The following is a 24,778-nucleotide window of genomic DNA, read 5'->3' on the forward strand; positions in this document are numbered from 1 at the left end:
TAAAAAGGCGTGACTTGGTGATCATCGTTGGCTTCCCATCACTGTTCGCGTGACGGCCCAGCCGTCACGCCCCCGCATTTCAAGGACTCACCCATGCTGCTGCGCCAACCTCCATTCCTGTTTGCCGCCCTGACCTTAAGCTCGCTGGTGCATGCCGAAGACTTGCAGCTGGCACCGGTCGAAGTCACCACCGCTGAAGCCACGGCTGGAGAAGTCGCTCAGGCACAGCTCAAGAGCGTGCCCGGCGCCACCAATTACATCGACATGAGCAGCGTGCAGCAGGGGCGGGTGAGCACCAACGAAGATGTGTTCAAGTACCAGCCGGGGGTGTACGCCAAGGCGGCGAATAACGAAGGGGTGAAGCTGTCCATTCGCGGTTCGGGCCTCAACCGCAGCCCTGGCTCCCATGCGTCGGGGCTCTACGAGATGTTCGATGGGCTGCCGCTGACCGGCCCCGGCGGCACACCTTATGAGCTCAAGGATCCGTTATGGCAAAGCCGGGTCGAGGTGCTACGCGGCGCCAACGGTTTTGATCAGGGCGCCCTGGCGCTCGGTGGCGCGGTCAACTATGTGACCCGAACCGGCTACGACGCACCCAAGCTGCAGGTGCGCTATGAGGCGGGCAGTCGTGGCTACGCCCAGCGCGAGATCAGTTCGGGGCAGGTGCTGGGGGATGCGGACTACTACATCAGCCTGACTGACTCGGAATCCGACGGCTACCAGCGCCAAAGCGCGGCCACAGGCAAGGGCGTGGCTGCCAACTTCGGCTATCGCTTTAACCCGAATCTGGAAACCCGCTTTTATTTCCGTTACCGCGAAACCACCAACGACACACCCGGCAAACTCACCCGCGACCAGATCAGTCACGACCCGCGTGCCGCCAACAGCCTCAACGCCGCTCGCGACTCCAAGCGCCTGCAACCCGGCTCAACCTGGATCGCCAACAAGACCACCCTGCAACTGGACGACAACTCCCGCCTTGAAGTTGGCCTGGCGTATCACGATTACCCGATGGACCTGCGCGAGGGCACTATCCGTCTGAAAGTCGCCTACACCGACGTCAGCAGCACCCTCAATTACATCCGCCAGGACACGGTGTTCGGTCACGACAGCAAAACCACCCTAGGCCTGCGCACCACCCAGGCGATGCCCAATAACGGCGGTGCCGAGTATGTGCGCATTCCCGCTGGAAACACGGCCAGCTACGCCCCCGGCACCAAGACCCGCGACTACAGCTACCTCGGTTCCGACACCGTGTTGCATATCGGCAACGACCTGGAACTGATACCGGACCTGTGGCTGACCACCGGCCTGGCCGCCATCTACACCCGTCGCGAAACCCAGGTCAGCTATCCCGAAGGCCAGGCGCCGCTCAGCCAGCACGATTGGGACTACGCGCCTCGCATCGGGCTGCGTTACGACTTCAACCCGCAATTGCAGGTGTACGGCAACCTCAGCCGCTCGGTCGAGCCGCCGCACGCGTGGTCGATGATCTGGGGTTCCAACAAGTATTTCCCTGCGGGCAGCGGACCGGCCACCGGATTGGCGCGTGAAGGCGTCAGCCTGAAAAACCAGACCGCTACCACCCTGGAAGTCGGCGGTCGCGGTGAAGCGTGGCTCGGCCAGTGGGACCTGGCGCTTTACCGCTCCGAAGTGCGCCACGAACTACTCACTGTAGAAACTCAAGCCCAGACTTCAACCAGCAATGCCATCGTTGCCGAATCCAACGCCAGCCCCACCGTGCATCAAGGTGTGGAACTGGGCCTGCTCAGCCCGCTGTGGGATGGCGGCCGCAGCGGCAAGCTTGACCTGCGCCAGGCCTACACCTTCAGCGACTTCCATTACCGTGACGACGACCGCTTCGGTGGCAACACCTTGCCGGGCATCCCCAAGCACTACTATCAGGCGCAACTGCGCTACAGCCACCCGACCGGTTTCTACACCAGCCTCAACACCGAGCATTCATCAAAGGTGGCGGTGGACTACGCCAACTCCTACTACGCCGCGGCCTATACGATCGTCGGCGCAACGTTCGGCTACGACGCGCCAAAGCAGGATTGGCAAGCTTGGGTTGACCTGCGCAACCTCACTAACCGCCGTTACGCCAACACGGTCACGCCGGGCTATGACGACAAAGGCCTGGATGTTGCTCGGTCTACACCCGCGGATGGTCGTGGCATCTACACCGGCGTGTCGTGGAGCTGGCGCTAAGCGGACACACCTGTGGGAATGGGCTTTCAGAGAATGTGAGCCCGCTTGCCCCAACGCTGTTTTACTGGCATTGTTTGCGCAATTGGTAACACTTCCCATTTGAGAATTTTTTGCGCATGCATGACATTCCGGCCGCGCTGGGAGACTCAGCGCGTCAGCAGGCCTTTACGGCGATGTACCGCGAGCACCATGGTTGGTTGCATGGCTGGCTGCGCAGGAAACTCGGTTGCTCCCAGCACGCTGCCGACTTGGCACACGACGCATTCATCCGTGTCCTGATGCTGGCCGAGCCGCAAGCTATCAAGGAACCCCGGGCCTTCCTGGCCACCACGGCAGGGCGCCTGCTGATCGACGGCGCCCGTCGTCGGCGTATCGAAAAAGCCTATATGGAAGCGCTGGTCATCCAGTGCGAAGACGCCGGCATGCCCGACCCGGCGGCGATCCATGTTGCGCTACAAGCCTTGGAACGCATCGCCGAAATGCTCGCCGGTTTACCGACCAAGGCCCGCGAGGCGTTCCTGTTGAGTCGCCTCGATGGGTTGACCTACAGCGAAATCGCCGCACGCCTGGCGGTGTCCCCCAGCACCGTCAAAAACTACATTTCCAGCGCCCTGGTGCACTGCTATCACAGCCTGCACGCGGCGGATCCACTGACATGAACTCCGAACAGATCATCCAGCAAGCAGCGAATTGGCTGACGCGCCTGCACGATGAGGATGTCACCGACGCTGACCGTCAGGCCTTCACTACCTGGTGCGAGGCCGACCCGCGCCACGCCGTGGCCATCGACCGCATGCGCGCCTTATGGGGCAGCCTCGACAGCGTGCCGGCGCAACCGGCTCGCCTCGCCCTTAACCGCGCATTTGCCCCGCAACGGGCGCGCAGCGCACAGGTGCTGGGAGTGCTCGGCGTCGTGTTCTGCGGTTGGCTGAGCCTGGAGCACCTGCCGGTGTGGATGGCCGACCAGCGCACCGGCGTCGGCGAGCGCCGTCAGATCGCGCTCGAAGACGGCAGCCAGTTGCAGCTCAACAGCAACTCGGCGGTGGACGTGAAGTTCGACGGCCACCAGCGGGTGATCGAGCTGCTGCAAGGCGAACTCTGGGTAGACGTGGCCAAAGATGCGCAAAGGCCGTTCGTGGTACGAACCGACCAAGGCACGGCGACCGCACTGGGTACGCGTTACCTGGTCAAGCGTGCGCCGGACGGCACAACAGTGGTCACTGTGATCGAGTCCACCGTGGCGGTTAAAGGTGAGGTCGAGGAGGGCGTCAAGGTCACCGCCGGCCAGCGCTCCGTTCTCGACCATGGCCGCGCCACGCCTGCGCAGGCGATCGGCAATGCCGACCCGGACGCCTGGACTCGCGGCCTGCTCAAAGTCAACGACCAGCCGCTGAGCGAAGTACTGCAAACCCTGGCCAGCTACCGTCCCGGCATGGTGCGTTTCGACCCACAAGCGCTGCGCGACCTGCGCGTGTCTGGCGTGTTCAAGCTGGACGATACGGCGGCGGCCCTGTCGACCTTGGCGGATAACCTGCCGATCCAGGTGGAGTACTTCACCGACTTGCTGGTGGTGATCAAGCCCCGCTAGTGCTGGCGCAGGCGTTTGTACAAGGTATTGCGGCTCACCCCCAGTTCCCGCGCCAAGTGGGAAATATTCCCGCCGGCCGCCTTCAAACGTTGGGTCAGATCAATGCTGTCGTCCAGGTACTCACTGGTCGGCAGCGGCGGCGCCACGTTCAAATCCACAAAAAAATCATCCGGCAGATGCTCCGCCCGTATCGGTTGCTCCTCGGCCATCGCCAGCGCCACCTGCAAAACGCTGCTGACCTGGCGCAAATTCCCCGGCCATGGGTGCTGCTCGAATAACGCCAACACCTCAGCGCTCAAACCGGCCCATTGAGTGGGCTCGCGGTGTTGTTGCCACAGTTGCTGGAACAGCGCCTGCTTGTCGGTACGCTCACGCAAGGGTGGCAACTCCAGGGTCAGGCCGCCGATGCGGTAGTACAAATCCTCGCGAAAGCGCCCAGCTTGCACCAGCTCGCGCAGTGCGCGGTTGGTCGCCGATATGATGCGCAAATCCACCGGGAACAACTCGCTGCTGCCCACCGGTTGCACGCAACGCTCCTGCAACACGCGCAGCAGGCGCGCCTGGGTCGGCAGTGGCATATCACCGATCTCATCGAGAAACAGCGTGCCCTTGTCGGCCTTGCGGATCAGGCCAATGCTGCCTTTTTGATTGGCGCCGGTGAACGCGCCTTTTTCGTAGCCGAACAGTTCCGATTCCACCAGCTCAGCGGGAATCGCCGCACAGTTCACCGCGATAAACGCCTTCTGGCTGCGGGAGCTGGCCTGGTGCAGGGCTTTGACGAACACTTCTTTGCCCACGCCGGTTTCGCCGTGGATCAGCAGCGGGATATCTTTTTCCAGCAAACGCTCGGCCTGGCGCACTGCTTTTTCTACGCGAGCATCCCCAAAATGCAGGGTGTTGAGACCAATCGTCGCCTGTTTCGAAACCACAGGCTCAGTGAAGACGCGCGCCTGCACTGGCATCTGCTTGGGGCGTTTCAATAAGCACTGAAACCGATTGCGTCCCGCCGCTTGCAACGAAAACGGCAAGCCCTCCGGTTGGTTGAGTAACTCCAGCAGCGACACTTTGAACAAGCTGTCGATCATCACCCGCGACAGGCTGATGCCCAGCAGGTTATCGGCGCGGCGGTTGGCCGACAGCACCTGGCCACTTTCATCAAAGATCAGCAGGCCCGCCCATTGGCTGTCCAGGTTGCTCAGGCCGGTGTTGAAGGTCAGTTGGAAATGCTCACCACGAAATAGATTGAGGATCAGCCGGTTCTCAACGGTCTGGCTCATCATCTTGACCATGCCCAGAGTGTGGGAGGGCGGCAGATAACTGTCGCTGGACACATCCAACACCGCGATGATCTCGCGCTGAGCATCGAAGATTGGCGCCGCCGAGCCGGTCATGAAACGGTTGGCCTTGAGGAAATGTTCGTCGTGTTCGATATGCACCGCCTGGGCACAGGCCAGCGCGGTGCCGATGGCATTCGTACCGCTGGAGCGCTCCTGCCAACTGGCACCGGCGCTGAATCCACGGGCCAGCTTGGGCTCGATAAAGCGTTGGGTGCCCCACGAGGTCAACACCTGGCCCTGGTTGTCCGCCAGCATGATCAGGCAGTTGGAATTGCTCAGGATGTTTTCGTAATAGGGCAGGACTTCCTGGTGCGTGGTCTGCACCAGGGAATGCTGGCTTTCCAGCAGTTGGCTGATGCCCTCGGCCGGCAATTGATCGAAGCTGGGCGTGCTTTGGTGGTCCAGGCCGAAGGCGCGGCAACGGCGCCAGGAGTCTTGGATGATGGTGTCGTGCGCCAAGGGTTCGGCCATCGGGCGACCTTCTGTTTTTATTGTTTTTATGGGGCCCCGCAGGCGCGGGGGCCCCATTAGTGTTGTTCAGAACTGTTCATTGTCAACCCCCCGAGTGTTCAGTTGTTCAGCCCGATTGTTCACTCCCGAACATCCCATTCACTCCATTTCCTTGTGGATCAAGCACCTGCCGTTTTTGGCACGAAACTCGCTCTGACGACTGGCCAGATTCATTCCAATAATAAAAAGGTCGTGTCATGTCATTGACCCTGGAACATGTCTCCCGCGTCGTCGAAGGCCAAACCTGGATCGACGATGCCACCCTGCGTTTCGAACCCGGTTCCTTTAACGTGCTGCTCGGTCGCACCCTGTCCGGCAAGACCAGCCTGATGCGCTTGATGGCCGGCCTGGACAAACCCGACAGCGGTCGCATCCTGATGAACGGCGTCGACGTCACCCACAAGCCGGTGCGCCTGCGCAACGTGTCGATGGTGTATCAGCAGTTCATCAACTACCCGACCATGACCGTGTTCGAAAATATCGCCTCGCCGTTGCGCCAGGCCGGTGTGTCCAACGAGGTGATCCAGAGCAAGGTGCTGGAAACCGCCAGGATGCTGCGCATCGAGAAGTTCCTCCAGCGCCACCCGCTGGAGCTGTCCGGTGGCCAGCAGCAACGCACGGCCATGGCCCGCGCGCTGGTCAAGGATGCCGAACTGATCCTGTTCGACGAGCCGCTGGTGAACCTGGACTACAAACTACGCGAAGAGCTGCGCCAGGAAATGCGCGAGCTGTTCCAGGCCCGCCACACCATAGCGATTTACGCCACCACCGAACCCAACGAAGCCCTGGCCCTGGGTGGCACCACCACCATCCTGCACGAAGGCCGGGTGATCCAGAGCGGCAAGGCTGCGGAGGTCTACCACCAGCCACAGACGGTGCTCGCCGCCGAGCTGTTTTCCGAGCCACCGATCAACCTGATGCCTGGGCGTATTGCTGGCAACGAGGTGAGCTTCGCCAATTTTGTGCACTTCCCGCTGAACGTCGACCTGCGCCCCATCGGCGAGGGCGAATTCCGCTTTGGCGTGCGCCCCAGCCATATCAGCCTGGTGCCGAGCAACGACGACGATCTGGAGCTGGCGGTAACCGTAGAAGTCGCCGAGATCAGCGGCTCGGAAACCTTCCTGCATGTGCGCAGCGAACACTTCCTGTTGGTGCTGCACCTGCCGGGGGTACATGAGTACGACGTCGACGCGCCGATCCGCGTGTATATCCCCACCCATAAACTGTTTGTGTTCGATGGCCAGGGCCGTTTGGTCCAGGCCCCCGGGCGCCGTGTCGCGAGGGTTGCCTGATGGCCGAGATCCATTTGCAGAACCTGGCGCACAGCTATAACCCCGCGCCGACCGGACCCGAAGACTACGCGATTCGGGAAATGAACCACGTCTGGGAACAGGGTGGCGCCTACGCTTTGCTCGGCCCGTCGGGCTGCGGCAAGTCGACCCTGCTCAATATCATTTCCGGCCTGCTCAGCCCGTCCGAAGGCCAAGTGTTGTTTGACACGAAAGTGGTCAACGACCTCACGCCCGAGAAGCGCAACATCGCCCAGGTGTTCCAGTTCCCCGTGGTGTACGACACCATGACCGTGTTCGATAACCTGGCATTCCCGCTACGAAACCAGGGCATGGCTGAGGCGAAAATTCACAGCAAGGTGCAGGAAATCGCCGAAGTCCTTGACCTGCAAAACCTGCTGAGCAAGAAAGCGCGCAACCTCACCGCTGACGAAAAGCAGAAAGTCTCCATGGGCCGTGGCCTGGTGCGTGACGACGTGTCGGCCATCCTGTTCGATGAGCCGCTGACAGTGATCGACCCGCACCTCAAATGGAAACTGCGACGCAAGCTCAAGCAGATCCATGAGCAGTTCAACATCACCATGGTCTATGTCACCCATGACCAGTTGGAGGCTTCCACCTTTGCCGACAAGATCGCGGTGATGTATGGCGGGCAGATCGTGCAATTCGGCACGCCACGGCAATTGTTCGAGCGGCCTAGCCACACGTTTGTCGGCTATTTCATCGGCAGCCCTGGGATGAATCTGATCGAAGTGCAGGCCGAGGCGGGCGGGGTGCGGTTTGCCGGCACCCACTTGCCATTGCCCGAGGCGTTGCAACAACGCATCGCCAGCACGGACTACAAGAAATTGCAGGTGGGTATCCGCCCGGAATTTATCCACGTGTGGGACGAGTACAACCCCGACGCCATGCAGGCCGAAGTCACACATTTGGAAGACCTCGGCACCTACAAGATCATGACGCTCAAGCTTGATGGCGCCACCTTGAAAGTGCGTTTGGCCGAAGACAAACCGGTGCCCGAAGGCACGGCCTCCATCAGCTTTCCCGCGCAATGGCTGATGCTCTACGCCGATGATTACCTGCTGGAGGTGCTGCCATGAACAAGGTGCAGAACAACAAGGCCTGGTGGTTGGTGCTGCCGGTTTTCCTGCTGGTGGCGTTCAGCGCGGTGATCCCGATGATGACCGTGGTCAACTATTCGGTGCAGGACATTTTCGACCAATCCAGCCGCTATTTCGTCGGCGCCGATTGGTACAAGCAGGTATTGCTCGACCCGCGGCTGCACGACTCCCTGCTGCGCCAGTTCATCTATTCGGCCTGCGTGCTGTTGATCGAAATACCCCTGGGCATCGCCATCGCCCTGACCATGCCGACCAAGGGCCGTTGGTCGTCCCTGGTACTGATCGTGTTGGCGATCCCACTGCTGATCCCGTGGAACGTGGTGGGCACCATCTGGCAGATCTTCGGCCGTGCTGACATTGGCCTGCTGGGTTACAGCCTCAACGCCATGGGCATCAGCTACAACTACGCGGCCAATACGGCGGATGCCTGGGTGACCGTGCTGGTGATGGACGTATGGCACTGGACTTCACTGGTCGCCCTGCTGTGCTATTCGGGGTTGCGGGCGATTCCGGACGTGTACTACCAGGCCGCGCGGATTGATCGTGCATCGGCCTGGGCAGTCTTCCGACATATCCAACTGCCCAAGATGAAAAGCGTGCTGCTGATCGCGGTAATGCTGCGGTTTATGGACAGCTTCATGATCTACACCGAGCCCTTCGTCCTGACCGGCGGTGGACCGGGTAACGCCACCACTTTCCTGAGTCAGACGTTGACCCAGATGGCCGTAGGTCAATTCGACCTAGGCCCGGCGGCGGCGTTTTCCCTGGTGTATTTCCTGATCATCTTGTTGGTGTCCTGGCTGTTCTACACCGCCATGACCCACTCTGACGCCAACCGCTGAGGCCGCTGACATGAGCAAACGCAAGCTTATTCCGCTGCTGATCTACATCCTGTTCCTGCTGGTGCCGATCTACTGGCTGTTGAACATGTCCTTCAAGAGCAACACCGAAATCCTCGGCGGGCTCACGTTGTTTCCCCAGGATTTCACCCTGGCGAACTACAAGGTGATCTTCACCGACCCCAGTTGGTACACCGGCTACCTCAATTCGCTGTACTACGTAAGCCTGAACACGGTGATTTCCCTGAGCGTGGCGCTGCCGGCGGCGTATGCGTTCTCGCGCTATCGTTTCCTGGGGGATAAGCACCTGTTCTTCTGGCTGCTGACCAACCGCATGGCGCCGCCGGCGGTGTTCTTGCTGCCGTTCTTCCAGCTGTATTCGTCCATCGGTTTGTTCGACACGCACATCGCTGTAGCCCTGGCTCACTGCCTGTTTAACGTGCCGTTGGCGGTGTGGATCCTCGAAGGCTTCATGTCCGGCGTGCCCAAGGAAATCGACGAAACCGCCTACATCGACGGCTACTCGTTTCCGAAGTTCTTCGTGAAGATTTTTATCCCGTTGATCGGCTCCGGCATCGGTGTGACCGCGTTTTTCTGCTTCATGTTTTCCTGGGTCGAGCTGCTCCTGGCGCGCACCCTGACGTCGGTCAACGCCAAGCCCATCGCAGCGGTGATGACGCGCACGGTGTCGGCCTCGGGTATCGATTGGGGCGTGCTGGCAGCGGCGGGGGTGTTGACCATCCTGCCGGGCATGCTGGTGATCTGGTTTGTTCGCAACCACGTGGCCAAGGGCTTTGCCCTGGGCCGGGTCTGAGGAGTCGATGATGGAATGGATGGCCTGGACCACCCCCACTGCACTGTTCTTTGGCGGCATCGCCCTGATTCTGGCGGGCATGACCACTTGGGAACTGCGTTCGCCGAGCATCCCCCGGCGCGGTTTGTTACCGATCAGCACCACCCGTGGTGATCGCTTGTTTATCGGTCTTCTCGGCAGCGCCTACCTGCATTTGCTGGTTATCGGCGTTACCGACTGGAGCATCTGGGTGGCGTCCGCGCTCTCCCTGGTATGGCTGTTGAGTGTGATGCGTTGGGGTTGATGCCCTTATAAATAAACAACCTGGAGGTCTCTATGTTGAATAAGAACAATAAGCTGCGACATAGCATTTCATTGGCTGCCGTACTGGCCCTCAGCGGTTTGAGCGCCACGGCTTGGGCCGATGCGTACGAAGATGCCGCGAAAAAATGGATCGGCAGCGAGTTCAAACCGTCCACGCTCACGGCTGAGCAGCAGCTTGAGGAGCTCAAGTGGTTTATCAAGGCCTCGGAACCGTTCCGTGGGATGAAGATCAACGTGGTGTCGGAAACCCTCACCACCCACGAGTATGAATCCAAGGTGCTGGCCAAGGCCTTCAGTGAAATCACCGGGATCAAGCTGACCCACGACCTGCTTCAGGAAGGCGACGTGGTCGAGAAGCTGCAAACCCAGATGCAGTCGGACAAGAACATCTATGACGGCTGGGTCAACGATTCCGACTTGATCGGTACGCACTTTCGCTATGGCAAGACCGAATCCATCACCGACCTGATGGCCAACGAAGGCAAGGACTTCACCTCGCCGACCCTCGACCTCAAAGACTTTATCGGCCTGTCCTTCACCACCGCGCCGGACGGCAAGATCTACCAGCTGCCCGACCAGCAATTCGCCAACCTTTATTGGTTCCGCGCCGACTGGTTCGAGCGCCCGGAGCTCAAAGCCAAGTTCAAGGAGAAATACGGCTACGACCTCGGCGTGCCGGTGAACTGGTCGGCCTATGAAGACATCGCCAAATTCTTCAGCGAAGACGTGAAGGAAATCGACGGCAAGCGCATCTACGGGCACATGGACTACGGCAAGAAAGACCCGTCCCTGGGCTGGCGCTTCACCGATGCCTGGTTCTCCATGGCCGGCGGCGGCGACAAAGGCCTGCCCAACGGCTTGCCGGTGGACGAGTGGGGCATTCGCGTGGAGGACTGCCATCCGGTGGGCTCCAGCGTGACCCGCGGCGGCGACACCAACGGCCCGGCCGCTGTGTTTGCTACGCAGAAATATGTGGACTGGATGAAAGCCTATGCGCCACCGGAAGCGGCGGGCATGACCTTCTCCGAGTCGGGGCCGGTGCCGTCCCAAGGCAACATCGCCCAGCAGATCTTCTGGTACACCGCGTTCACCGCCGACATGGTCAAACCGGGCTTGCCGGTGGTGAATGCCGACGGCACGCCGAAATGGCGCATGGCGCCGTCGCCTGTGGGACCTTACTGGGAAAAGGGCATGAAGAAGGGCTATCAGGACGTAGGCTCCTGGACCTTCCTCAAATCCACGCCTGAGAAGCAAAACTCGCGGCCTGGCTCTACGCGCAGTTCGTGACCTCCAAAACCGTCTCGCTGAAAAAAACCATCGTGGGTTTGACGCCGATTCGTGAGTCCGACATCAACTCCCAGGCCATGACCGACATGGCCCCCAAACTCGGCGGTCTGGTGGAGTTCTACCGCAGCCCGGCGCGCACCGAGTGGTCACCGACCGGCACCAACGTGCCGGACTACCCACGTCTGGCGCAACTGTGGTGGAGCAACATCGCCTCGGCCGCCAGCGGCGAGAAAACCCCGCAACAGGCGCTGGACAACCTGGCCAAGGAGCAGGACGCGATCATGACGCGCCTGGAACGCTCCAAAGTGCAACCGGTGTGCGGCCCGAAAATGAACCCCGAACGTGACGCGCAATACTGGTTCGACCAACCGGGCGCACCGAAACCGAAACTGGCGAACGAGAAGCCAAAAGGCGAGACCGTGAGCTACGGCGACCTGCTCAAGTCGTGGGAGGCGGCGCGTAAATAACAGGTCTGCTGGATTTCTGTGACGAGGGAGCTTGCTCCCGGTGACTGCGCAGCCGCCTCATTTTTGGGGCGCTTCGCGGCCCAACGGGGGCGGCTCCCTCGCCACATCTATCAGTGCCTCTCGGCGCCATTCGAACCGAACTCCACGGCGGTCAGAACAACTGACCATCGCCGCTGATCCGTACCTTGCCAACCCCGATTGAATTTTCCGCATACCCGCAGGTTCTGCATTTTAGAAGCGTGTGGTTTTCAGCGCTTCTTGCGGGGCCTCCTTGTCGGGAGGCCTGGTTGTATCGGACTTTGCGGAAACTGCCATCATGACGCTACTTACAGCGCTGTCGGGCCAACCGGCCTCTATCACCCACCCGGTTCACGGTCAGTATCGCGGGGTTTACCAGCAGCTCTATCGCGAAGCCCCGGGCGCTGAAGAGGCTGCGCGGGCGTTTCTGCAAGGGCAATTGAGCCAGGTGCGCGAGGCGTCGTCCGAGCTGCCGCCATTGCCTGAAGAATTGTCGGCCTGGATCGAGCAGCGGTGTGCCGATGTCGCCCAGGCCTACGCCGGGTACTTGGAACAACGCCAGCAAGGCCATCCAAGGCGCTACTTCCAGAACAAAGCTCAGGCGTTGTATTTCCTGCAACGCGTGGCGCCGACCAAACAGGTCGACGGCGCCTGGCTCAACGGTTTGCTGCGCTATTGGCAGGACCCGCGGTTCGACGGCCTGCTCACCACCTACCTGGAAGAATTGGGCGACGGCGAAGCGGCGCAGAACCATGTGCTGATCTACCGCAAATTGCTCAGCGACCACGACACCGACAGCGACGCCGGCCTCGACGACGCCCACTACCAGCAGGGTGCTCTGCAGCTGGCGCTGGGACTGTGTGCCGAAGCGTTTTTGCCGGAAATCATCGGCTACAACCTCGGCTATGAGCAGCTACCGCTGCACCTGCTGATCACCGCCTACGAATTGAGCGAGCTGGGGATTGACCCGTATTACTTCACCCTCCACGTCACCATCGACAACGCCAGCAGTGGCCACGCGTGCAAGGCGGCGCAGTCGGTGCTCAGCCTGCTGCCGCTGGGGGAGGGCCGTGCGGAGTTCTACCGGCGCGTTGCCGAGGGTTATCGCCTCAACGATCTTGGCCCTGGCACGCTGGCGGTGATCGACGCGTTTGATCTGCACGACGAGGTGGTCGCCATGCTCGAACGCAAGCGCACCTTCGGCCAGCACATGCATTCGGACTACTGCCGCTTCGAGGGCAAGACTGTCAACCAGTGGCTGGCCCAGCCGGGCCAGGCCGGCGCGTTTCTCAAGGCGATGGAAGACAAGGGCTGGATCAAGCGCCACCAGGACCCGGCCGACAGCCGCTTCTGGCAATTGATCGAGGGCGCTGGCGCTGCGATGTTCGGTGTGTTCAGCGGCTATGAGAAACAGGTGCTGCATGACTGGATCGCCGGCGACTGGATCAGCGGCGAGCGCATCGCGCCCGTGCGGCCGGGCGCGGCAGCCGGACTTCCCGCGAGCACCATCGCCCGGCCGACCCGGATATTCAGGCGCTGGTGGATTCGTTGTGGAATTTGCCCGATGAGCAGCAGCTCACCGCACTGTTGCCCTGGCTCTCGGCACGCCGCCACTGCACGCCTGCCGGGTTGTATGCGACTCGCCGATTTATCCAACTGCGCGCACGTCTGCGCTAAGGAATTCACCCATGTCTGCGCAACAACTCGCTGATCGCGCCCTGCTGAACCTGGGCCGGGGCTTGAAGGAAAACGGCTACCGTTTCATCACGCCGACGCCGTTGACCCATGAACGGTTTTACCAGCGTCTGGGGACGCCGCTGGCGGTGGACCTGCGTGACGTGTTCGGCTGGTCCATGCCGTTTGATCACGGGCTGTTACCTGATGCCTTTCGCGAAGAATTGCAGCAAGCCGATGTAGTCGAGCAGCACGATTCGCTGTGGCGCAGCACGGTGCGGTGGTCGAGCCTGAGTGATCTGTTGTTCGCCCATTCGGCGTATCCCACCACACAGGCGGATGCGGTGTTTTTCGGGCCGGACAGTTACCGTTTCGCGCAACTGATCGAGGCTCATCTGCAGCAGCGTTTCGAGCCGATTAAGCGCGTGGTGGATATCGGCTGCGGCGCAGGTGTGGGCGCGCTGATGATCGCCCGCGCGCGGCCTGACGCTGAAGTGCTGGCGGTGGATATCAATCCGCGCGCCTTGCGCCTCACGGCGGTGAATGCCGAGTTGGCGGGGCTGGTCAACCTCAGCGCGTACCACAGTGATGTGCTGGGCAGCGTCCAAGGCGAGTTCGATTTGATCGTCGCCAACCCACCCTATATGAACGACGACCGCGAACGCGCCTATCGGCATGGCGGCGGGGCGCTGGGTGAGGAACTGTCGGTGCGTATTGTCGGCGAGTCCCTCCCACGCCTGGCCTTGGGCGGCAGTCTGGTGCTGTACACCGGGGTGGCGATCGTCGCCGGGGAAGACCCGTTCCTGAAGGCGGTCATGCCTTTATTGGGCAGCGATGCAGTGGGCTGGACCTATCGCGAACTTGACCCGGATGTGTTCGGCGAAGAACTCGACAAACCGGGGTATGAGCGCGTGGAGCGTATCGCCGTGGTCGCGCTCACCGTTACGCGCTTGTTCTGACGCCGCCCAAGGCAGTGTCGCCGACACGCACGCCTGTCTGCGGCAGATGGTGGACCGTCTTCTGGCCCAGCGTCGGGGTGACTGCTGATCAGCTGCCGGCCCGAGCTGAAAGGTCAGGCTGCCGCTTGCGGTTGCAGATGGAGCTCGCCGTCGACCTCCTTGACCAATCCGCTGGCAAGGAACAACGGTGCCACGCGCTTGTGCAGCTGTGGCTCGACAAATTCCTTGACCGTATCCAGTGCCAACACGCCACTGAGCGGCAACTCGGCCTTGGAGTACGACAACCATGCCTTCTTCAGCGCCATCAGCACATCACTGCCCGCTGTGGAGGCAAAGCGGCGTTGCGTCGGTTTACTGTCGAAGTTGAAAGTGTGCTGGAACTCATAGCCGCTTTCATCGCCACCGCTGGCACTGCAGCGGATGCAGGTGCACGGGCCGTCACCGAAGGCGCTGCGCAGGTAGGCGTTGAAGTCCACCACGGGCTTGAGTGACAGACGCTTATCCACCTCGAACAGGTCCCCAGTCATTTTTTCGTCAGTGTTCAACGTGCATTTCCTCGCGGGTCGGTGGCCGTTTTTCAAAGCGCGGCACAATAGCAGCCGTGCGAAGTGTGGAACAGCATTTCCACGCAGAGCGGGCTGGTGCCTGGCATGCTACGTGGGTTGATCACTGAAACTTGCGGGGAGGAGGGGACCCGATGAGTATGGGGCTCTACACAACTCCCAGAGGCTGACACAACTCCCTGAGCCTCACATAACTCCTATAGGCTGACACATGACCCTGTGGTGAGCGGGCTTGCCCCGCGTTGGGCTGCGCAGCAGCCCCAAAACCAGACGCTGGGTTCTAACAGAAAATCCCCACTTTTGCTGGCTGAGTACATATCCGTTGCTGCGGTAACGGCCGCCTAGGGTTCTGCTCTTACAGCAGGTCTTTTTTGTAAAGGCCGGAATGCCAGCCCAGCCAAAAGTAACCAAAAGGCCTTCGCCCCACCACTCGGCACCTCGCCTAGGCTCGGTGTGCCCGTAATCCGACATTGATTTGGGGGGCCGCCGCCACGCGCCGTCCATGGCTCGGGGGGTAAACCGGCATCCCTGCCGGTTTACCCCCCAAATCAATGTCGAATTCCGGCCATCGTGGTTGACGGGGCGATTTCAGATCAAAAGCAAGGCCGCGGCGGCCTTAGAGCCGACCGGGTTCTCAGCTCCAACTCCGTCCAAATGTGGGAGGGGGCTTGCTCCCGATGAGGGTGTGTCAGTTGATGCAGCTGTGACTGACCCACTGCTATCGGGAGCAAGCCCCCTCCCACAGTTTGATCTCCATAGATCAGACAGATAGGTCCTAGCCTGCAGTTCTGCTTTTGCTCTGCTTTTGCTCTGCTTTTGCTCTGCTTTTGCTCTGCTTTTGCTCTGGCTTTTACATCCTTTTCACTGACGAAGTCAGCGGTCTGTTGATCTGCGCTTTTGATTGTGTGAATCGCCCCCGCCCACATTCGACCTTCAGTGCCTGAGGCGTCACCGAAAGAACTCCCCCGGCGTCGCATCAAACTGCTGGCGAAACGCATTGATAAACGCCGACGTCGACTCATACCCACACCCCAGCGCCACATCCGTCACGCGCTCGCCTTGCTCCAGGGCGGGCAGGGCGCTCAGCAGGCGTAGGCGCTGGCGCCAGGCGCGGAAGGTCAGGCCGGTATCCTTCAAAAACAAGCGGCTGAGCGTCTTTTCGCTAAGCCCCAGTTTTTCGCTCCATTGCCCCAGTGTGGTCTGTTGCTCCGGGCGCAGGTTCAAGCTGCGGTAGATCTGTCGTAAACGTGGGTCGAGGGGCAGTGGCAGCATCAAGTCCACCTGGGGCGCGGCGGCGAGTTGGTCGAGTACCACTTGGGCCAGGCGCCCCTCGGGACCGTCCTCGGCATATTCCACCGGCAGCTCGCTGAAGCTGCGGATCAATTCGCGCAACAGGCTGCTCACCTCCAGCACGTGGCAACACTCCGAGGCCCAGGCGGTCACGCTGCAATCGAGGTACAGGCTGCGCATTTCGGTGTGGGGCGAGCTGAACACTCGGTGCGGCATGCCCGCCGGGATCCACACCGCCCGCTGCGGCGGCGCGACAAAGCGGCCGGCGCTGGTCTGGATCTCCAGCACGCCTGAAATCGCGTAAGACAATTGCACCCACGGGTGACTGTGGCGCCGGGTCAACGCGCGATTGGGCAAGGATTCGGTGCGCCCGTACACCGGCCGTGGCAGGCTGGACAGCCCGGGGATGCTGCGGCGCACCGTTTTGTCATGTCCTTTAGGCTGCATTTACTGGCTCATTGGCGTTAGTCGGTAACAAGCCGTTACGTTAGAGTCGCGGTGACGCTCTTGGCAACCCCTGGAAGATCCGCTTATGACACGCCCTCGTTTTCTGCCCGACAACTTCACCCTGACCCTGATCGCCACGGTGATCCTCGCTTCCTTGCTGCCCGCCAGCGGCCAGACCGCCGTAGCCTTCGGTTGGGTTACCAACCTGGCCATCGCGCTGCTGTTCTTCCTGCACGGCGCCAAGCTGTCGCGCCAGGCCATCGTTGCCGGGGCCGGCCACTGGCGCCTGCACTTGCTGGTGTTCAGCCTGACCTTCGTGCTGTTCCCCTTGTTGGGCCTGGCGCTCAAGCCGGTGCTGTCGCCGCTGATCGGCAAAGACCTGTACATGGGCATGCTTTACCTCTGCGCCTTGCCGGCCACCGTGCAATCGGCGATTGCCTTCACTTCGCTGGCGCGGGGCAATATCCCGGCGGCGATTTGCAGCGCGGCGGCGTCGAGCCTGTTCGGTATCTTCCTTACGCCGCTGCTGGTGACGTTATTGCTCAACGTGCACGGCGAAGGCAGCTCCACGGTCGATGCCATCCTGAAAATCAGCGTGCAACTGCTGCTGCCTTTTATCGCCGGGCAAATCGCGCGGCGCTGGATCGGCGAGTGGGTGGGCCGCAATAAGGCCTGGCTCAAATTCGTCGACCAAGGCTCGATCCTGCTGGTGGTCTACGGCGCATTCAGCGAAGCGGTCAACGAAGGCATCTGGCATCAGATCCCACTGTGGGAACTGGGCGGTCTGGTGGTGGCCTGCTGCGTGTTGCTGGCCTTGGTGCTGGTGGCGTCGAGCGTGCTGGGCAAAGCGTTTGGCTTCAATCAGGAAGACCGGATCACCATTTTGTTCTGCGGTTCGAAGAAGAGCCTGGCCACCGGCGTACCCATGGCACAAGTGCTGTTTGCCGGGGCGAGCATGGGGGTGTTGATTTTGCCGTTGATGCTGTTTCACCAGATCCAGTTGATGGTCTGCGCGGCGTTAGCGCAGCGGTATGCCAAGCGTCCTGAAAGCGTTCCGGAGTTGATGGCGCAGGTAGATCCTTGATTCAAACCGACGAATAACCTCAAGTTACTGCTCAGCCCGGCGACTTACTGCTTACTGGCCCAAGAAGGAGTGTCGGCATGAGCAGTAAAGGTATTTCGGTAATCGCAGGCCTCCTCGGCCTATGGGCAAGTATATGCGGCGCGGCGCAGTCCGTGGGGCAGGGCACCATCGCGTTCAGTGGCAGCATCGTCGAGCCAGGGTGTGCGACAAATGCGCGCAGTGGGCTGGTGACGGAAGGCAAGGGCTGTGTCGCTTCCGGTCGCGCCAATCGCTTCGACGTGCGCAGTTTGATGCCGGTGGCGGGTGTCGCCGTTCCCCGGCTATCGCCTGTTGCAGACAGCGGCCTTGGGCGTGATCACGATCAGCGGTATGTGCTGGTAGACAGCGCCGGCCAGCCGATTGTGTCGGGCAAGTACGTCGTCACTGTGACCACACCGTGACAAAACTGAGGGTGTCTTGAGGGGTATCGGCGTCAACAGCCAGCCGAGAAACCTATAGAATGCCAAGCGGCGGCGCTTGTCCTGGGTGGCCGTTTGATCATCGCCAGAGTACCTCGCCTTTCAATGAGCATTTCAGCCGCAACCCCCCAAGCCAACTGGCAACCGGTCATCGCCCTTGCGCTGGCCGCGTTTGTGTTCAATACCACCGAATTCGTACCGGTCGGCCTGCTGAGCGCCATTGGTGCCAGCTTCGACATGCCCGTGTCCAGCGTCGGCCTGATGCTCACCATCTACGCCTGGATCGTGTCCCTGACCTCACTGCCGGTGATGCTGCTGACCCGTAACGTCGAGCGGCGCAAATTGCTGATCGTGCTGTTCGGCATGTTTATCCTCAGCCATATCCTTTCCAGCGTGGCCAACAGTTTTGGCTTGTTGATGGTCAGCCGGATCGGCATTGCCTTGTCCCATGCGTTGTTCTGGTCGATCACCGCGTCCCTCGCGGTGCGCCTGGCGCCGGAGGGCAAACAGGTGCAAGCCCTCGGTTTGCTGGCCACCGGTACGTCGTTGGCGATGGTGTTGGGGATTCCTCTGGGGCGTCTGCTCGGCGAGGCCATGGGCTGGCGCACTACCTTCCTGGTGATCGGCGCTTTCGCTGCCGCTCTCGTGTTCTGGCTGGCGCGCACGTTGCCGCCGTTGCCGAGCCAGAACTCCGGCTCACTGCGCAGCCTGCCGCTGCTGTTCAAGCGCCCGGCGCTGGTGGCGCTTTACGTGCTCACTGCGCTCACGGTGACCGCGCAGTTCACCGCCTACAGCTACATCGAACCCTTCGTCGAAGGCGTGGCCGGGATGGATGGCAGCGCCGTGACCCTGATCCTGCTGGTCTTCGGCGGCGCGGGCATCATCGGCTCGTTGCTGTTCAGCCTGGTGCACCGCTTCAACCCGCACCTGTTTGTCGTCGGCGCGGTGTTTATCCTGGCCGCGTGCCTCACGCTGATGCTGCCCTTGAGCGGCGCCGAGTCGTACCTGGTGATCCTGAGCATTTTCTGGGGCATGGCGATCATGGGCTTCGGCCTGGCCATGCAATCCAAAGTGCTGGTACTGGCGCCGGACGCCACTGACGTAGCCATGGCGATGTTCTCCGGCATCTACAACATCGGCATTGGCGGCGGCGCCCTGATGGGCAGTTGGGTCGGCAGTCACTTCGGTTTCGCCTGGATTGGCGTGGCGGGGGGGATGCTGGCGGCGGTGGCGTTGATCGGGTATTGCCTGGCGATTCGCAGGTTCGGCACGGGTGTGGCACAAAGCTGATGCAGGAGCGAGCCAGCTCGCTCCTACAGGTTGACGGCGTTACAGCCCAGCCAACAGCGCCTCCAACTTCTCCTGATCCCGCGCAAACTGGCGAATGCCTTCGGCCAGTTTTTCGGTGGCCATTGCATCTTCATTCGACGCCCAGCGGAACTGCGCTTCGGTCAACGGTTGGCGCGCTTCACCGGCCGCCCCAGGTTGCAGCTTGCGCTCCAGCGGCCCGTTGTCTTCGGCAAGCTTTTGCAGCAAGTCCGGGCTGATGGTCAGGCGATCACAGCCGGCCAGTTGTTCGATCTGGCTGAGGGTACGGAAGCTGGCGCCCATCACCACGGTCGGGATGGCGTTGGCTTTGTAGTAGTTGTAGATGCGCGTCACCGACTGCACGCCTGGGTCTTCAGCCCCGGTGTAGTCCAGGCCTGTGCTCTTGCGGTACCAGTCGTAGATGCGGCCCACGAACGGCGAGATCAGGAACACGCCAGCGTCGGCGCAGGCCTGAGCCTGGGCGAAGGAGAACAGCAGGGTGAGGTTGGTCTGGATGCCGGATTTTTCCAGGCGTTCGGCGGTGCGGATGCCTTCCCAGGTGGAGGCCAGTTTGATCAGCACGCGGTCGCGGCCGACGCCGGCCTGGTCGTACAGGCCGATCAATTGGTTGGCCTTGGCCCACAGCGCGTCTTCATCGAAGGACAGGCGCGCGTCGACTTCGGTGGAGATGCGCCCCGGAATCACCTTGAGAATGCCGCAGCCCACCGACACCGCGAAGCGGTCACACGCCAGGCCTACATCGCCTTTGGATGACGACACCGCATTGCGCAGCAATTCGGCGTATTCCGGGATCGCAGCGGCTTTGAGCAGCAGCGACGGGTTAGTGGTGGCGTCGACAGGGCGCAGGCGGCTGATGGCTTCCAGGTCGCCGGTGTCGCAGACCACGGTGGTGAATTGCTTGAGTTGTTCGAGCTTGGACGTCATGAGCGGCTGTCTCCAAAAAATAGGTTATTGGTTGAGGGCCTGTGCGGTATCCAGGTCGGTGATCAGGATGTCCAGGTAGCCGCCCTTGAGCGCGCCGCGTATTGCCTGGACCTTGTTCAGCCCGCCGGCCAGGCCGAGCACGCGGTGGATTGAGCGCAGCTTGGGCAGTGCCACCGACACCACGAATTCTTCATCTTCTTCCAATACCGGCTTGCCCTGGGCATCGAAGTAGCGCAGGCAGATATCGCCCACCGCACCGCGCTCGGCCAGCAGGCGCAGCATGTCTTCGGTGTAGTAGTTGCCGCTGTTGCGCAGCAATTGCGAGGGCTCCAGGTCGCCGATACCGACGATCGCCAGGGTGATGCTGTCAAAGCGTTGCAGCACTTCCTTGACCTCTTCCATCTGCACGATGCGCTGCTTGCTCTGCACCGATTGCTCGATGCTTTGGGACGGCAGCAAATACGCCGGGCAGTTGAGCAGGGTGGCCAGGCGTTGGGTCAGCAGGGTGGCTTCGAACGCGCCTTTGTTGCCGACGCCACCGAGCAGTTGCACCACTTCCTCGGCGCCTTGCTTGCCCGACTGAGCATGCAGGTGGCCGACCATGGCGCGAATGGTGCTGCTCCACGATGAAATGCCGATATGGTCCTGGGGCGACAGGCTGGTTTCCAGGTAGTGCGCAGCGGCCGAGCCGATGGCTTGCTTGATGCTTTCGTCATTGCCGGGCTCGGTGGCTTCCACCACGATCACCCGGCGCACGCCGTAGCGACGTTGCAATTGGGTTTCCAGTTCCAGGTGCAGGCCTTGCAGGCGCATCACGCTGATCTTCACTACGCCTTCCTGCAGCGCCCGGCGCAGGGCGCGGCTGATAAAGGACTGGGACAGGTCCAGCTGCGTGGAGATTTCGGACTGCTTGAGCCCTTCTTCGTAATAGAGGCTCGCGATCTTGGTGATCAGGCGCTGTTCTTCGATCTGGCTCATGAAAGCCTCAGTTATTGACACAATGGCCGTGAGGATACCAAACCCTTACGACATGATCAGGCCGCCGTCGATATTGATCGCCTGGCCGGTCAGGTAGGCCGCGTCATCCGAGGCCAGGAACGCCACCAGACCCGCCACATCCGAGGGCTTGCCGGCACGGCGCAGGGGGATGTTCTTGACCCACTCGGCCATCAATTCACCCTTGCCGTAGCGTTTTTCGTCGGTGCTGAGGATCTCGCCCCACACGCGGTCGTTGTAGTCCCACATCTCGCTTTCGATGATGCCGGGGCAAAACGCGTTGACCGTGATGTTATGCGGCGCCAGTTCCAGGGACAGGCTTTGGGTGATGCCGATCACGCCCATTTTGCTGGCGGCGTAGTGCGGTGTGTAGATAAACCCCTGGCGACCTTGGCCGGACGAGGTATTGATCAACCGCCCGCTGCCTTGCTTGACCATGTACTTGGCCGCTTCCCTGCACCCCAGCCACACGCCGGTGGTGTTGACCTGTAGCACCTTGTCGAAATCAGCGCGGGGCATTTTGTCGTAGTGGTCGATGGTGATGATGCCGGCGTTCTGCACCGACACGTCGATGCTGCCGAAGCGGGCGTGGCCTTCGCGGTAGAGCTTCTCGATATCGCTTTCGTTGGTGACGTCGATGCCGAGGGCGAGGGCGCTCACGCCGTATTCCTGGGCCAGTTGGTCGGCGGTGAAGGTCACGCGCTCCAGGTCATTGGAGGCCAGCACCAGGTTGGCGCCTTCCTGGGCGAAGCGCTCGGCAATGCCGGCACCAATGCCACGGCAGGCGCCGGTGATCACGATGGTTTTACCGCTGAAACGTTGCGACATCACAAGACTCCTTACCAGCACACAAAGCCGCCATCGACCAACAGGTCGACACCGGTGCAGAAAGATGACGCCTGGCTGACCAGGAAAATCGCCGGGCCGACCATTTCTTCCACGCTGGCCATACGGCCCATGGGCGTGGTCTGTTCAAAGATCTTCACCTGGTCGGCGACTTCCGGGCGCGAGTTCATCGGCGTGGCGGTGTAGCCGGGGCTGATGCAGTTGACGCGCAGGCCCTTGTCGGCCCATTCCATCGCCAGGCTTTTGCTCAGATGAATCACCCCAGCCTTGGAGGTGTTGTAGTGCGCCTGCAACAGGCCACGGTTGACGATGCTGCCGGACATGGAGGCGATATTGACGATGGCACCTTTGCCACGCGGCAACATCACGGCGGCCTGGGCTTGGCAGCTGAGGAAGATGCCGGTGAGGTTGATGTCCAGTGTGGTTTGCCAGCGTTGCAGTTCGAGGTCTTCGGCGGCCTGGGCGTTGGCGATGCCGGCGCAGTTGACGGCGACGCTGAGTGGGCCGAGTTCTTGTTCGGTTTGCGCGACGGCTGCATCCAGGGCGGCGCGCTCGGTGACGGTACCGCTCAACGCCAAGGCGCGCCGGCCCAGCGCCTGGATGCGCTCGACCGTGCTGGCAATACCGGGGCTGCCCGGAAGATCAAAGCAGGCAACATCTGCGCCGGCTTCGGCCAGCCCGACAGCGATGGCTTGGCCGATGCCGCTGCCGGCGCCGGTGACAAAGGCCACTTGGCCCTGAAGACTGAAAAGCTGCATGGATAACTCCGTTATTTGAAATCACAGTGGACCCGTGTGGGAGGGGGCTTGCTCCCGATAGCAGTGGTTCAGTGACAGATGCATCTACTGACACTCCTCATCGGGGGCAAGCCCCCTCCCACATTTGATCGCCATTGTTTGTGAGGACCTGGTTCCTAGGCGGTGGCCATTTCCATCACCGACACCGGTGTGGCCTCGCCACGCTCCAGAATCCCCATCTGCCGGCCTCGGCTCATCACCATCACCCGATGGGACAAGCCCAGCACTTCATCCAGGTCGGAACTGACCACGATCACCGCCATGCCCTTGGCGGCCAAATCCGCGATCACTTCATAGATCGCCGCCCGTGCACCCACGTCGATGCCGCGTGTTGGCTCATCCAGAATGAACACCTTGGGGTTGCGTGCCAGCCACTTGGCGATGATCACCTTCTGCTGGTTGCCGCCGGACAAACTGGAAATCCGCGACTGCGGCGAACCTTTCACGCCGAGCCGCGCCACCGCCGTTCGGGCGAATTCACGCAGCGGGGCAGGGAGCACCCAACCGCGTTTGTCCAGCAGGTCGGTGTTGCCGTAGACCAGGTTGTCTTCGATGCGATGTTCCACGACTACGCCTTGCTGCTTGCGGTCTTCAGGTACCAGCACTACACCGGCCTGAATCGCTTCAAACGGGGTGCGCAGCTGGCGCACTTCACCGTCCAGCACCATCTGGCCCTTGATGTCCTGGGCCGCACCGGCAATGGTGCGCACCAGCTCCGTACGCCCGGCGCCGACCACGCCGGCAATGCCGAACACTTCGCCGGCACGCACGCTGAAGTCGATGCCATGCAAGGCGAATTCGCGGCAGGTCAGGTCTTTGACCTGCAACATCACCTGCTCCTGCGGCGCCTGCAGCGCGGGGAAAATCCGCTCCAGGCTGCGCCCGACCATCTGCTCCACCAGCTCGCGCACCGGCACTTGCGCGGTGGCATGCAGGGCGATCTGACGACCGTCGCGCAGCACCAGCACGCGGTCGGCGATGCGCGCGATTTCTTCCAGGCGATGGCTGATATAGATAAACGACACGCCTTCTGCTTTCAGCCGTTCCACCTGCTTGAACAGCAACTCGGTTTCTTCAGCGCCCAGCGCTGCTGTGGGTTCATCGAGAATCAGCAAGCTGGCCTTCAAGGTCAGCGCCTTGGCGATTTCCACCAATTGCTGGGCCGCCACACTCAGGCCTTCGACCTTGCGCGACGCCGGCACGTTGAGCCCCAGGCGTTCCAGTTGGATCTGCGCCTGGGCCTCGATGTAGTCGCGATCGACCCGCCCGTAACGCATGGGCAGGCGACCGACGAAGATGTTCTCGGCGATCGACAGTTGCGGCAGCAGACGGATTTCCTGGTGGATCAGGCCGATACCTGCGCCCAGTGCCGCACCCGGCGAGGCGGGTGCATACGGAGCGCCGAGCCAGGTCATGCTGCCGCCAGCTTCGGGTTGCACGAGGCCTGCGATGATCGACGACAAGGTCGACTTACCGGCACCGTTTTCACCGAGCAGGGCCAGCACTTCACCGCGGCGAATATCCACATTGACCTGGGACAACACCTGCACCGGGCCGTAGGCCTTGCTGATATTGCGCAGGCACAGCACCGTATCGGCGCTGCTATCCAGAGCTGCTGCTTGCATGA

Annotated in this window: 20 protein-coding genes and 2 pseudogenes; 14 read left to right on the forward strand and 8 right to left on the reverse strand. The window is 61.5% G+C overall.

Features of this window, described 5'->3' with window-relative positions:
- The first annotated feature begins 93 nt into the window (after positions 1-93).
- From AB4N82_RS21780 to AB4N82_RS21790, 3 genes are all read left to right on the forward strand, one after another.
- On the forward strand, positions 94-2,211 hold the full coding sequence (locus AB4N82_RS21780; protein WP_122765459.1) for a TonB-dependent receptor family protein: 2,118 nt from the start codon (positions 94-96) through the stop codon (positions 2,209-2,211).
- Between the two features lie 116 nt (positions 2,212-2,327).
- A complete protein-coding gene (locus tag AB4N82_RS21785) occupies positions 2,328-2,870 on the forward strand; it encodes a sigma-70 family RNA polymerase sigma factor (protein ID WP_122765458.1) in 543 nt (180 codons plus the stop codon).
- Positions 2,867-3,799, forward strand: coding sequence for a FecR family protein (locus AB4N82_RS21790; protein ID WP_095184462.1), 933 nt, complete (start codon positions 2,867-2,869; stop codon positions 3,797-3,799). Before AB4N82_RS21785 ends, AB4N82_RS21790 begins: the two co-directional genes overlap by 4 nt.
- Here the strand turns inward: AB4N82_RS21790 and AB4N82_RS21795 are convergent.
- Positions 3,796-5,607 carry a sigma-54-dependent Fis family transcriptional regulator gene (locus tag AB4N82_RS21795; RefSeq protein WP_099601322.1) on the reverse strand — a complete coding sequence of 604 codons (1,812 nt, stop codon included), beginning with the start codon at positions 5,605-5,607 and terminating at the stop codon, positions 3,796-3,798. The genes AB4N82_RS21790 and AB4N82_RS21795 overlap by 4 nt on opposite strands.
- Positions 5,608-5,843: 236 nt before the next feature.
- On the opposite strand from AB4N82_RS21795, the gene AB4N82_RS21800 reads away from it, so the two are divergent.
- From AB4N82_RS21800 to AB4N82_RS21835, 8 genes and pseudogenes are all read left to right on the forward strand, one after another.
- On the forward strand, positions 5,844-6,938 hold the full coding sequence (locus AB4N82_RS21800; RefSeq protein ID WP_032889580.1) for an ABC transporter ATP-binding protein: 1,095 nt from the start codon (positions 5,844-5,846) through the stop codon (positions 6,936-6,938).
- The gene (locus AB4N82_RS21805) at positions 6,938-8,035 is read left to right on the forward strand and encodes an ABC transporter ATP-binding protein (protein WP_095184464.1); all 1,098 of its coding nucleotides are present in this window, start codon (positions 6,938-6,940) and stop codon (positions 8,033-8,035) included. The genes AB4N82_RS21800 and AB4N82_RS21805 overlap by 1 nt, the downstream gene beginning before the upstream one ends.
- Positions 8,032-8,898, forward strand: coding sequence for a carbohydrate ABC transporter permease (locus tag AB4N82_RS21810; protein ID WP_032889576.1), 867 nt, complete (start codon positions 8,032-8,034; stop codon positions 8,896-8,898). Before AB4N82_RS21805 ends, AB4N82_RS21810 begins: the two co-directional genes overlap by 4 nt.
- Before the next feature lie 10 nt (positions 8,899-8,908).
- Positions 8,909-9,709, forward strand: coding sequence for a carbohydrate ABC transporter permease (locus AB4N82_RS21815; protein WP_003232361.1), 801 nt, complete (start codon positions 8,909-8,911; stop codon positions 9,707-9,709).
- 10 nt (positions 9,710-9,719) lie between these two features.
- Entirely contained in the window at positions 9,720-9,992 is a 273-nt protein-coding gene (locus AB4N82_RS21820; RefSeq protein WP_014718862.1) for a DUF2160 domain-containing protein, read from the forward strand.
- A 32-nt stretch (positions 9,993-10,024) separates the two neighbouring features.
- Positions 10,025-11,766 (forward strand): annotated as a pseudogene (locus AB4N82_RS21825) (ABC transporter substrate-binding protein).
- 316 nt (positions 11,767-12,082) lie between these two features.
- A pseudogene (locus tag AB4N82_RS21830) lies at positions 12,083-13,461 on the forward strand (iron-containing redox enzyme family protein).
- A gap of 11 nt (positions 13,462-13,472) precedes the next feature.
- Entirely contained in the window at positions 13,473-14,417 is a 945-nt protein-coding gene (locus AB4N82_RS21835; RefSeq protein ID WP_122765455.1) for a methyltransferase, read from the forward strand.
- A gap of 113 nt (positions 14,418-14,530) precedes the next feature.
- Here the strand turns inward: AB4N82_RS21835 and AB4N82_RS21840 are convergent, their stop codons facing one another.
- Both AB4N82_RS21840 and AB4N82_RS21845 read right to left on the reverse strand, forming a co-directional pair.
- Entirely contained in the window at positions 14,531-14,962 is a 432-nt protein-coding gene (locus tag AB4N82_RS21840) for a hypothetical protein (RefSeq protein WP_095184467.1), read from the reverse strand.
- Positions 14,963-15,928: 966 nt separating this feature from the next.
- Positions 15,929-16,717, reverse strand: coding sequence for an AraC family transcriptional regulator (locus AB4N82_RS21845; RefSeq protein WP_122764131.1), 789 nt, complete (start codon positions 16,715-16,717; stop codon positions 15,929-15,931).
- Between the two features lie 85 nt (positions 16,718-16,802).
- On the opposite strand from AB4N82_RS21845, the gene AB4N82_RS21850 reads away from it, so the two are divergent.
- From AB4N82_RS21850 to AB4N82_RS21860, 3 genes are all read left to right on the forward strand, one after another.
- The gene (locus AB4N82_RS21850; RefSeq protein WP_099602696.1) at positions 16,803-17,801 is read left to right on the forward strand and encodes a bile acid:sodium symporter family protein; all 999 of its coding nucleotides are present in this window, start codon (positions 16,803-16,805) and stop codon (positions 17,799-17,801) included.
- Positions 17,802-17,878: 77 nt separating this feature from the next.
- Positions 17,879-18,241, forward strand: a complete 363-nt coding sequence (locus tag AB4N82_RS21855; protein ID WP_122764132.1) for a type 1 fimbrial protein — start codon at positions 17,879-17,881, stop codon at positions 18,239-18,241.
- Between the two features lie 123 nt (positions 18,242-18,364).
- Positions 18,365-19,549, forward strand: coding sequence for a sugar transporter (locus AB4N82_RS21860; protein ID WP_032889558.1), 1,185 nt, complete (start codon positions 18,365-18,367; stop codon positions 19,547-19,549).
- Between the two features lie 39 nt (positions 19,550-19,588).
- Here the strand turns inward: AB4N82_RS21860 and tal are convergent, their stop codons facing one another.
- From tal to AB4N82_RS21885, 5 genes are all read right to left on the reverse strand, one after another.
- Positions 19,589-20,512: a transaldolase gene (gene tal, locus AB4N82_RS21865; protein WP_122764133.1), complete on the reverse strand. Its 924-nt coding sequence runs from the start codon at positions 20,510-20,512 to the stop codon at positions 19,589-19,591.
- Positions 20,513-20,536: 24 nt separating this feature from the next.
- The gene (locus AB4N82_RS21870; RefSeq protein ID WP_032889554.1) at positions 20,537-21,490 is read right to left on the reverse strand and encodes a sugar-binding transcriptional regulator; all 954 of its coding nucleotides are present in this window, start codon (positions 21,488-21,490) and stop codon (positions 20,537-20,539) included.
- A gap of 45 nt (positions 21,491-21,535) precedes the next feature.
- Positions 21,536-22,336: an SDR family oxidoreductase gene (locus AB4N82_RS21875; protein WP_122681258.1), complete on the reverse strand. Its 801-nt coding sequence runs from the start codon at positions 22,334-22,336 to the stop codon at positions 21,536-21,538.
- 11 nt (positions 22,337-22,347) lie between these two features.
- The gene (locus AB4N82_RS21880; RefSeq protein ID WP_256226794.1) at positions 22,348-23,127 is read right to left on the reverse strand and encodes an SDR family oxidoreductase; all 780 of its coding nucleotides are present in this window, start codon (positions 23,125-23,127) and stop codon (positions 22,348-22,350) included.
- Between the two features lie 140 nt (positions 23,128-23,267).
- On the reverse strand, positions 23,268-24,776 hold the full coding sequence (locus AB4N82_RS21885) for a sugar ABC transporter ATP-binding protein (protein ID WP_122764134.1): 1,509 nt from the start codon (positions 24,774-24,776) through the stop codon (positions 23,268-23,270).
- Between the last annotated feature and the right edge of the window lie 2 nt (positions 24,777-24,778).

Source organism: Pseudomonas sp. H1_D04, from assembly GCF_054683855.1.

Coding starts and splice junctions, on each gene's coding strand:
- AB4N82_RS21780 (WP_122765459.1), top strand. CDS start 94: ATGCTGCTGCGCCAACCTCCATTCCTGTTTGCCGCCCTGACCTTAAGC.
- AB4N82_RS21870 (WP_032889554.1), bottom strand. CDS start 21,490: ATGAGCCAGATCGAAGAACAGCGCCTGATCACCAAGATCGCGAGCCTC.
- AB4N82_RS21850 (WP_099602696.1), top strand. CDS start 16,803: ATGACACGCCCTCGTTTTCTGCCCGACAACTTCACCCTGACCCTGATC.
- AB4N82_RS21820 (WP_014718862.1), top strand. CDS start 9,720: ATGGAATGGATGGCCTGGACCACCCCCACTGCACTGTTCTTTGGCGGC.
- AB4N82_RS21785 (WP_122765458.1), top strand. CDS start 2,328: ATGCATGACATTCCGGCCGCGCTGGGAGACTCAGCGCGTCAGCAGGCC.
- AB4N82_RS21795 (WP_099601322.1), bottom strand. CDS start 5,607: ATGGCCGAACCCTTGGCGCACGACACCATCATCCAAGACTCCTGGCGC.
- AB4N82_RS21875 (WP_122681258.1), bottom strand. CDS start 22,336: ATGTCGCAACGTTTCAGCGGTAAAACCATCGTGATCACCGGCGCCTGC.
- AB4N82_RS21805 (WP_095184464.1), top strand. CDS start 6,938: ATGGCCGAGATCCATTTGCAGAACCTGGCGCACAGCTATAACCCCGCG.
- AB4N82_RS21810 (WP_032889576.1), top strand. CDS start 8,032: ATGAACAAGGTGCAGAACAACAAGGCCTGGTGGTTGGTGCTGCCGGTT.
- tal (WP_122764133.1), bottom strand. CDS start 20,512: ATGACGTCCAAGCTCGAACAACTCAAGCAATTCACCACCGTGGTCTGC.
- AB4N82_RS21855 (WP_122764132.1), top strand. CDS start 17,879: ATGAGCAGTAAAGGTATTTCGGTAATCGCAGGCCTCCTCGGCCTATGG.
- AB4N82_RS21790 (WP_095184462.1), top strand. CDS start 2,867: ATGAACTCCGAACAGATCATCCAGCAAGCAGCGAATTGGCTGACGCGC.
- AB4N82_RS21885 (WP_122764134.1), bottom strand. CDS start 24,776: ATGCAAGCAGCAGCTCTGGATAGCAGCGCCGATACGGTGCTGTGCCTG.
- AB4N82_RS21815 (WP_003232361.1), top strand. CDS start 8,909: ATGAGCAAACGCAAGCTTATTCCGCTGCTGATCTACATCCTGTTCCTG.
- AB4N82_RS21800 (WP_032889580.1), top strand. CDS start 5,844: ATGTCATTGACCCTGGAACATGTCTCCCGCGTCGTCGAAGGCCAAACC.
- AB4N82_RS21860 (WP_032889558.1), top strand. CDS start 18,365: ATGAGCATTTCAGCCGCAACCCCCCAAGCCAACTGGCAACCGGTCATC.
- AB4N82_RS21845 (WP_122764131.1), bottom strand. CDS start 16,717: ATGCAGCCTAAAGGACATGACAAAACGGTGCGCCGCAGCATCCCCGGG.
- AB4N82_RS21835 (WP_122765455.1), top strand. CDS start 13,473: ATGTCTGCGCAACAACTCGCTGATCGCGCCCTGCTGAACCTGGGCCGG.